The sequence below is a fragment of the uncultured Nitratireductor sp. genome, from assembly GCF_913053745.1.
Taxonomy (GTDB): Bacteria; Pseudomonadota; Alphaproteobacteria; order Rhizobiales; family Rhizobiaceae; genus Nitratireductor.
Genome location: NZ_CAJXGF010000198.1, coordinates 1 through 6,915 on the forward strand (window position 1 = coordinate 1; position 6,915 = coordinate 6,915).

At 61.4% G+C, this 6,915-nt stretch carries 7 protein-coding genes; all 7 read left to right on the forward strand.

What is annotated here, in order from left to right:
* The first annotated feature begins 17 nt into the window (after nt 1–17).
* The 7 genes from QZ638_RS21475 to QZ638_RS21505 all read left to right on the forward strand — a co-directional run bounded on the left by QZ638_RS21475 (nt 18) and on the right by QZ638_RS21505 (nt 6,652).
* Complete coding sequence (locus QZ638_RS21475) at nt 18–905, forward strand: dienelactone hydrolase family protein (protein WP_295814307.1); 888 nt, start codon at nt 18–20, stop codon at nt 903–905.
* A 45-nt stretch (nt 906–950) separates the two neighbouring features.
* Nucleotides 951–1,913 carry a sialic acid TRAP transporter substrate-binding protein SiaP gene (locus QZ638_RS21480; RefSeq protein ID WP_295814310.1) on the forward strand — a complete coding sequence of 321 codons (963 nt, stop codon included), beginning with the start codon at nt 951–953 and terminating at the stop codon, nt 1,911–1,913.
* Between the two features lie 56 nt (nt 1,914–1,969).
* Nucleotides 1,970–2,449: a TRAP transporter small permease gene (locus QZ638_RS21485; protein ID WP_295814313.1), complete on the forward strand. Its 480-nt coding sequence runs from the start codon at nt 1,970–1,972 to the stop codon at nt 2,447–2,449.
* On the forward strand, nt 2,446–3,720 hold the full coding sequence (locus QZ638_RS21490; protein ID WP_295814316.1) for a TRAP transporter large permease: 1,275 nt from the start codon (nt 2,446–2,448) through the stop codon (nt 3,718–3,720). The genes QZ638_RS21485 and QZ638_RS21490 overlap by 4 nt, the downstream gene beginning before the upstream one ends.
* 103 nt (nt 3,721–3,823) lie before the next feature.
* On the forward strand, nt 3,824–4,189 hold the full coding sequence (locus QZ638_RS21495; protein WP_295814319.1) for a YciI family protein: 366 nt from the start codon (nt 3,824–3,826) through the stop codon (nt 4,187–4,189).
* Nucleotides 4,186–5,415 carry an RNA polymerase sigma factor gene (locus QZ638_RS21500; protein ID WP_295814321.1) on the forward strand — a complete coding sequence of 410 codons (1,230 nt, stop codon included), beginning with the start codon at nt 4,186–4,188 and terminating at the stop codon, nt 5,413–5,415. The genes QZ638_RS21495 and QZ638_RS21500 overlap by 4 nt, the downstream gene beginning before the upstream one ends.
* 265 nt (nt 5,416–5,680) lie before the next feature.
* Nucleotides 5,681–6,652 (forward strand): AraC family transcriptional regulator, encoded by a 972-nt coding sequence (locus tag QZ638_RS21505; RefSeq protein WP_295814323.1) that lies wholly within the window; start codon nt 5,681–5,683, stop codon nt 6,650–6,652.
* The last annotated feature ends 263 nt before the right edge of the window (nt 6,653–6,915 follow it).

The window sequence follows — 6,915 nt, forward strand, 5'->3', positions numbered from 1 at the left end:
CAGAAAGGACTCCAATCATGACGTCATCCGATACCGCATCCATGCATCGCCTGACCGCAAAGGACGGTCACGAACTTGACTGTTGGATCCAGCCTCCAACCGCGCCGCGCCGCGGCGGTCTTGTGATCCTGCAGGAGATCTTCGGTGTTACCGACCAGCTGAAGGGCGTGGCAGAGAAATACGCCGCCCAGGGACTGGAAGTCGCGATTCCGGCACTGTTCGACCGCAAGGAGCGGAGCGCCGTCGTGCCGTTCGACCAGGCCCCGCGCGGCCGCGACATGATGCTTGCCTCCGACCTCGAAGAAACTGTCATGGACATGGATGCCGCGGTACAGGCTGTGACCCGCGACGGCCAGAAGACCGTCGTGATCGGGTTCTGCTGGGGCGGCGGTACCGTCAATGCGCTGGCGGTGGCCGATCCGGAACTCGGTGCAGGCGTCGCCTATTACGGGCGGCAGCCGGATGCGGGCGATGTCGCCTTCATCGAGGCGCCACTGATGCTGCACTATGCGGGGCTCGACGAGCGCATCAATGCCGGCATCGACGCCTTCCGCGCGGCGCTGGAGGAAAACTTCGAAGCAATCGGTACAGGCGATTTCGCTCGCACGGACAGCGCGTTTCATCGTGTGCTGGTCTCGGTGATCGGCAATCCGGTTATTCTCGGCCTGCACGATATGTTCGTCAGCGCCATGCTTGCGCAGCGGCCGCCGACGGATGACCCGGCAAAGCACGACACGGTTGCCTATGAAGAACACCGGGCGATCTATCAGGCCATTATCGATGGCGACATGATTACCGCGACGGATGTGATGGACCGGCATCTGGCGCGCTCCTATCGCGCGCGGCTGAAAAGCCCGCGAAAGGTCTCCGATTACTTTCAGAAAGAAGCAGACAAAACAGACTGACATGACAGGCCGGGAAGCCTGTTCCACATTCCAAGGGAGGATTGCATGAAACTCATTTCAAAACTGATGCTCGGCGCGGCCGCGCTTGCCTTCAGCACCGCTGCACTGCAGGCGAAGGAACTGACCTTCGGCATGCAGGACAATGAAGTGTCCAACGTTTATCGTGGCGCACAGGCGTTTCAGGAAAAGCTTGCCGATATCTCTGGCGGCGAGATGACGGTGAAAATCTTTCCGTCCTCGCAGCTGGGCGACTTCAAGGCCATGGTGGCGCAGGTTCAGGCCGGCGAGCTCGACATGGTCATGACCGGCTATCCCGACATGAGCTATGTGATTCCTGAATTGAAGCTTATCGGCGCGCCCTATGTGGTTCGCGATTTCGAGCATCTTCAGAAGATCGTCGACGGGCCGTGGGGCAAGAAGATGGACGAGAAATTTTCTGAACAGGGCATCGAATTGCTCGACACCTGGTACTACGGCACGCGCCAGACCACCTCGAATAAGGGGATCGAATCCATGGACGACATGAAGGGCCTGCGCATGCGCACCCCCAACGTGCCGTTCCTGATCGCCTATGCCGAGAATGTGGGCGCGACGCCGGCGCCGGTGGCGTTTCAGGAGGTCTATCTCGCGCTCCAGACCAATCAGGTGGATGCCGAAGAAAACCCCCTGCCGACCATCGAGGCGATGAAATTCTACGAGGTGCAGAGCCACATCGCGCTCACCAATCATTTCGTGGCGTCCTCGGCGGTGCAGATCGCCAAATCGGTCTGGGACGGTCTGTCCGATCAGGAGAAGGAATGGGTGCAGACGGCGGTCGAGGCCGGTGGCGATGTCTCCGACGAACTGACCTTCAAAGCGGAGAAGGAGTTGCTGGAGACGTTCAAGGAGCGCGGTCTGACCATCACGGAACCGGATCTCGAGCCCTTCCGGGCCGCCATGAAGCCCTATTATGACGAGCTCGAAGCCGAGTTTGGCGAAGGGTCGATTGCCGAAGTGATCGGCGACTGAAACATGGGGCGGGGCTTTGGTCCCGCCACTTTTCCCTCGATAGCTGGGGTCATCGCATGTCGTTTCTGCGCAGATACAGTCTGGAAGGCTGTGTCGCTTCCATTCTCTTCATCATTCTGTTTGGCGTGCTCCTGATCCAGATTTTCGGCCGCACGCCGCTTTTCACCGGGCCGGTCTGGACCGAGGAGGCGGCGCGCTGGATCTGGGTCTGGATGGCGTTCATCGGCATTGCAGAAGTGGAGCGTCAGAACGGCCAGTTGCGCATGGGCTTCATCGCGGATGCGCTCCCGCGCGCCTGGCGCCGCCTGCTCTTCACCCTGATAGATGCGGTCTATCTGGCGATCGTCGCCCACCTCGTCTGGATCTCCTACAAGACCGTGCTGCGCACCTGGAACAATGAAGCGGTGACGCTGCCCATGAGCGATGCGGTTCTCTACGCGTCGGGGCTGGTGGCCTCGGTCCTCATTCTGCATCGGATTGCGCGGCGGCTTGCCATGCTGGTGCGCGGCGGGGATGCCGGGGAGGTTCACCAATGATCCTTGCAACGATCGGTGCTGCCTGGCTCGTCATGGTGCTGGTGGGTGTGCCCATCGGCGTGGCGATGATCTTCGTCTCGATGGGCTATTTCTATTATTCGGGCATGGGTATTTCCTTTGCCATGCAGCGCATGGTGGATGGGCTGAACAGCTTTCCGCTGCTTGCCGTCCCGCTCTTCATCCTCGCGGCGGCAATCCTCAATTCGGCAGGCATCACGCGCCACCTCTTCGGCTTTGCGCGTGCGCTGGTGGGGCACATCACGGGCGGGCTCGGCCATGTGAACGTGCTCGCCTCGCTGTTCTTTTCCGGTATGTCCGGCTCGGCGCTCGCCGACGCGGGCGGGCTTGGAAAAATGGAAATCGAATCGATGCGGGAGGCCGGCTATGACGACGATTTCTCCGGCGCGGTCACCGCGGCCTCCTCGATGATCGGCCCGCTGGTGCCGCCATCCATCACCATGGTGCTTTACGGTGTGGTGTCGAACACCTCCATCGGGCGGTTGTTCCTGGGCGGCATCGTGCCGGGCGTTCTCTGCGCAGCCTCGCTCATGGTCATGGTCTATGTACTGGCCAGGCGGCGCAATTATCCGCGTGATACCTGGCAGGGTGTGGGCAATGTCGGCGTGCTGTTCGTCAAGTCGTTTCCCGCGCTCGCCACGCCCTTCGTGATCGTCGGCGGCATTTTCAGCGGTTTGTTTTCGCCGACCGAGGCGGCGGCGGTAACTGTTTTATACGCCATCGTGATCGATCTCGCTTTCTACCGCGAATTGACCCTGAAACGGCTTTGGGATGCGATCTACGAGACTACCGCCACCTCTGCCTCTATTGCCACCATCGTCGCCGGGGTGGGGCTGCTCGGGTTTATTCTCGCCCGCGAACAGGCGCCGCAACAGATTACGCAACTCTTCCTGACGCTGACGGACGGTCCCCTGAGCTTCCTCATCGCCGTCAATCTGATGATCTTCCTGCTCGGCTGTTTCATCGAATCGCTGGTGATCCTGCTGATCGTTGTGCCGATCCTCGTGCCTGTGGCGATGGGCTTCGGTATCGATCCGATTCATTTCGGTATTATCGTCGTGCTCAACCTGATGATCTCGATCCTTACACCGCCCATGGGTATGGCGCTGTTCGTGGTCGCGCAGGTAGGCAATGTGCCCTATCACCGCCTGGCGCGGGCGATCCTGCCTTGGCTCATCCCGCCCTTCGCGGTGCTCATCCTCGTTTGCATCTTTCCGACCCTGGCGACGGGCCTGCCCAGCCTCATGGATTGAGGTTCGTTTCGACAGAGCGCAAAAAATTTATCATGGTGGTGTCGATTCCGGCCGCTGCGAAACGACCATGGGCGTTCGAAGCGCTCATACAAGGAGAGACACCATGCGCTACGCTTGCCTTATCTACTACGATCCCAAAGTGCTTTTCGGCGGCAGCCCGGAAGCGAATGCGGCCCTGGCCGAATGCGCCGGCTATGACGAGAAGCTGAAGGAAACCGGTCATTTCGTCATGGGCGAGGCGCTGGAATTGCCCGAAAACGCCATGACCGTGCAGACGCGCGACGGCAAGATGTCGGCGGTGGACGGCCCCTTCATGGAGACGAAAGACATGTTGGGTGGCATCGTTCTCGTCGAAGCGACCGACCTGAACGATGCGGTGCGCGCGATCGGCGGACACCCGTTGGCGAAGATCGGCTCCATTGAAGTGCGCCCGCTGGTCGACTTCTCGAGCCCGCCGCCACAACTGTGAGCGAAGCTGGCGCCCGCGCCGCCGTCGAGACGGCTTATCGCGGCGAGAAGCGGCGTGTGCTCGCCACGCTGATCCGCCTGCTTGGCGGCTTCGATGCGGCGGAGGAGGCTCTTCATGAGGCCTTCGCCGCCGCGGCGGACCGGTGGCCGCGTGAGGGCGTTCCAGCCAATCCCTATTCGTGGCTGGTGTCGACCGGCCGTTTCAGGATGGTGGACCGCTGGCGCCGGCAGGCACGACTTGCCGGCGCCTTGCCGCAGCTCGCCGCGCTGGCCGACCCGGCCTCGGAGCCGGCCATTCCAGAACATATCCGCGACGACGAGTTGCGGCTGATCTTTACCTGCTGTCACCCCGACCTTCCGGCGGATGGCCGCGTCGCGCTGACGCTGCGTGAAGTTGGCGGGCTGACGACGGAGGAAATCGCCCGTGCCTATCTTACCCGTCCGCCGACCATTGCGCAGCGCATCGTACGCGCCAAGGCAAGAATCCGCGACGATGCGATCCCCTTCGAAATCCCGGCGCGTGCCGAACTGCCGTCGCGGATCGAGAGCGTTCTTCGCGTGATCTACCTGGTCTTTAACGAGGGTTATGCAGCAACGGAGGGCCCTGTACTGACACGCGCTGACCTCTCGGCTGAGGCAATCAGGCTCGGCCGGTTGATGGCCGGTCTGATTGACGATCCGGAAGTGGCAGGGCTGCTGGCACTGATGCTTCTGCACGAAGCGCGGCGCGAAAGCCGGGTGGACGAGGCCGGGGATGTCGTCCTCCTGGAAGAACAGGACCGTTCGCGCTGGGATCGCGCCCTGATCTACGAGGCAAGGGGGCTGATCGATACCGCATTGAAGGCAGGACGGCTTGGCCCTTATCTCCTGCAAGCGGCCATTGCCGGCGAGCATGGCGCGGCCCTGAACACCGCAGATACAGACTGGCGGCAGATCGTGTCGCTCTACGATATTCTGATTCTGGTCGATCCCTCGCCGGTGGTGGCGCTCAACCGGGCCGCCGCGCTGAGCATGCGCGACGGATCGGAAGCGGGGCTTGCAGCCGTCGACCGTGCGATGGCCGGCGGCGGGCTCGATGCCTATCATCTGGCCCATGCGGCTCGCGCCGACATGTTGCGCCGGCTGGGACGCGACGGTGAAGCGAAAGAGGCCTATCGCAAAGCGCTCGACCTCGCACGCCAGCCGGCGGAACGCCGGTTCCTGGAGCGCCGGCTTGCTGCGCTCTGATCAGCGATCAACCCGCTGAAAGGAAGCGTAGAATGCGGACGATTCGGACAGGCAGTGCCTCATCCCGATATGCAATCCAACTTTGTCAGCCTTGCATCGGATCGCCAGCGCAAACCTGTGCAACAAGTACGATCCGTCTGGCTGTGCCAGTTCAGGGGTTACAAGAGTTGTAATCCCATGGTTTTGTTGTCGACGCTCGCACAAGCGTTTGACGGACCCGATAGCAGAGCGGCGTCGTTCGTGGGGCGAACAAGGGGCGCTTCATATGGTCAAATCTGTGCGGAGACCGGTTGCAGAGCTGAGACTCGAGACCGAAAGCGGCGAAAGCCACGCCGGTGCGGCCTATGGCGACGGAGGCATCCCCGATTTGCCGTTCGGAACCTGCCGCTTGGAACGGTTCGAACTTGCGGATGGATTGCTTCTGCATCTGAGCCGGATGCATTTCCGTGAAGAAACCGAGCTGGAGATCGGCAACACACAGCCACCCGGCACGATCAGTTTGATGGCCTGTGCTACGGGCGTCGCGCATTACGACGTCAATGGCTGTTCCGGTGTCTTTTCCAGCCGCGACAACGTCGCGATGCATCTACCGGAGCAAAAGGGTGTGTTCTCAATCATGCCCGGCAAATCGGTGCGCGCCGTCGGCATATGCCTGCGCGAGGAGACGACCGAATGTCGGCTAGGGTTTGCGCCTCCCGAGGCGATGAAGCGCCTCCTTCACACGACAGAGCGAACGGTCCTTCACTTTGAAACCCGCCCTGAGGTGCGTCAACTGTGCGCAATGATGACGGACTCGTCACTCGAGGGCGAAACGCGCCGCCTTCATCCGGAGGGAACGGTGAACGCGCTGCTGGCGATCCACTGCGACGCGATCAGGCAAAGCGGACTCCGGGAAGCCAGCCGCACCATCGCGGAGCGCGACAGATATCTTGCACGTGCCGCCCAGGCGTTTCTAATCTCCCGGTTGGCCAAGCCGCCGACGCTGGAAGAGGTGGCCGGTGAAGTGGGCATGGCGCCACGCCGGCTCAACGATGTGTTTCACCAAGTCTATGGAGAAACCGTTGCGGGCTTTGTGCGCAACGCCCGGCTCGATGAGGCTGCCCGCAGAATCCGGACAGAGCGCATTTCGATTAAGCAGGCCGCTTGGGATGCGGGTTATCGGCACGTGGCCAACTTCACACGTGCGTTCCAGTCGAGGTTCGGTCGGACACCGGGCGATCACTCGCGGCAGCCTTGAACCAGGGGCCCAGCACGTGGACGGGCGGAAGAGCGGCTTCCAGCGTCGGAGACAGTTTGCTGGCATGTTCAGGGAAAGCGCTCAGGAAAGCGCGGGTGCCAGGGATCGATCGGCTGTTAAAAAGGTCGCATAGCCGCGTCAAAACAATGCGTTAGGTGAGTTCTCCAGGTGAGCGATCCGGCCGAGGCAAAAAATTCAAAAAACTTACGTTTTGTCCGTTGACAGTTTGTTTGGGTCCGGCCTATATACGCGTCACCAACGAG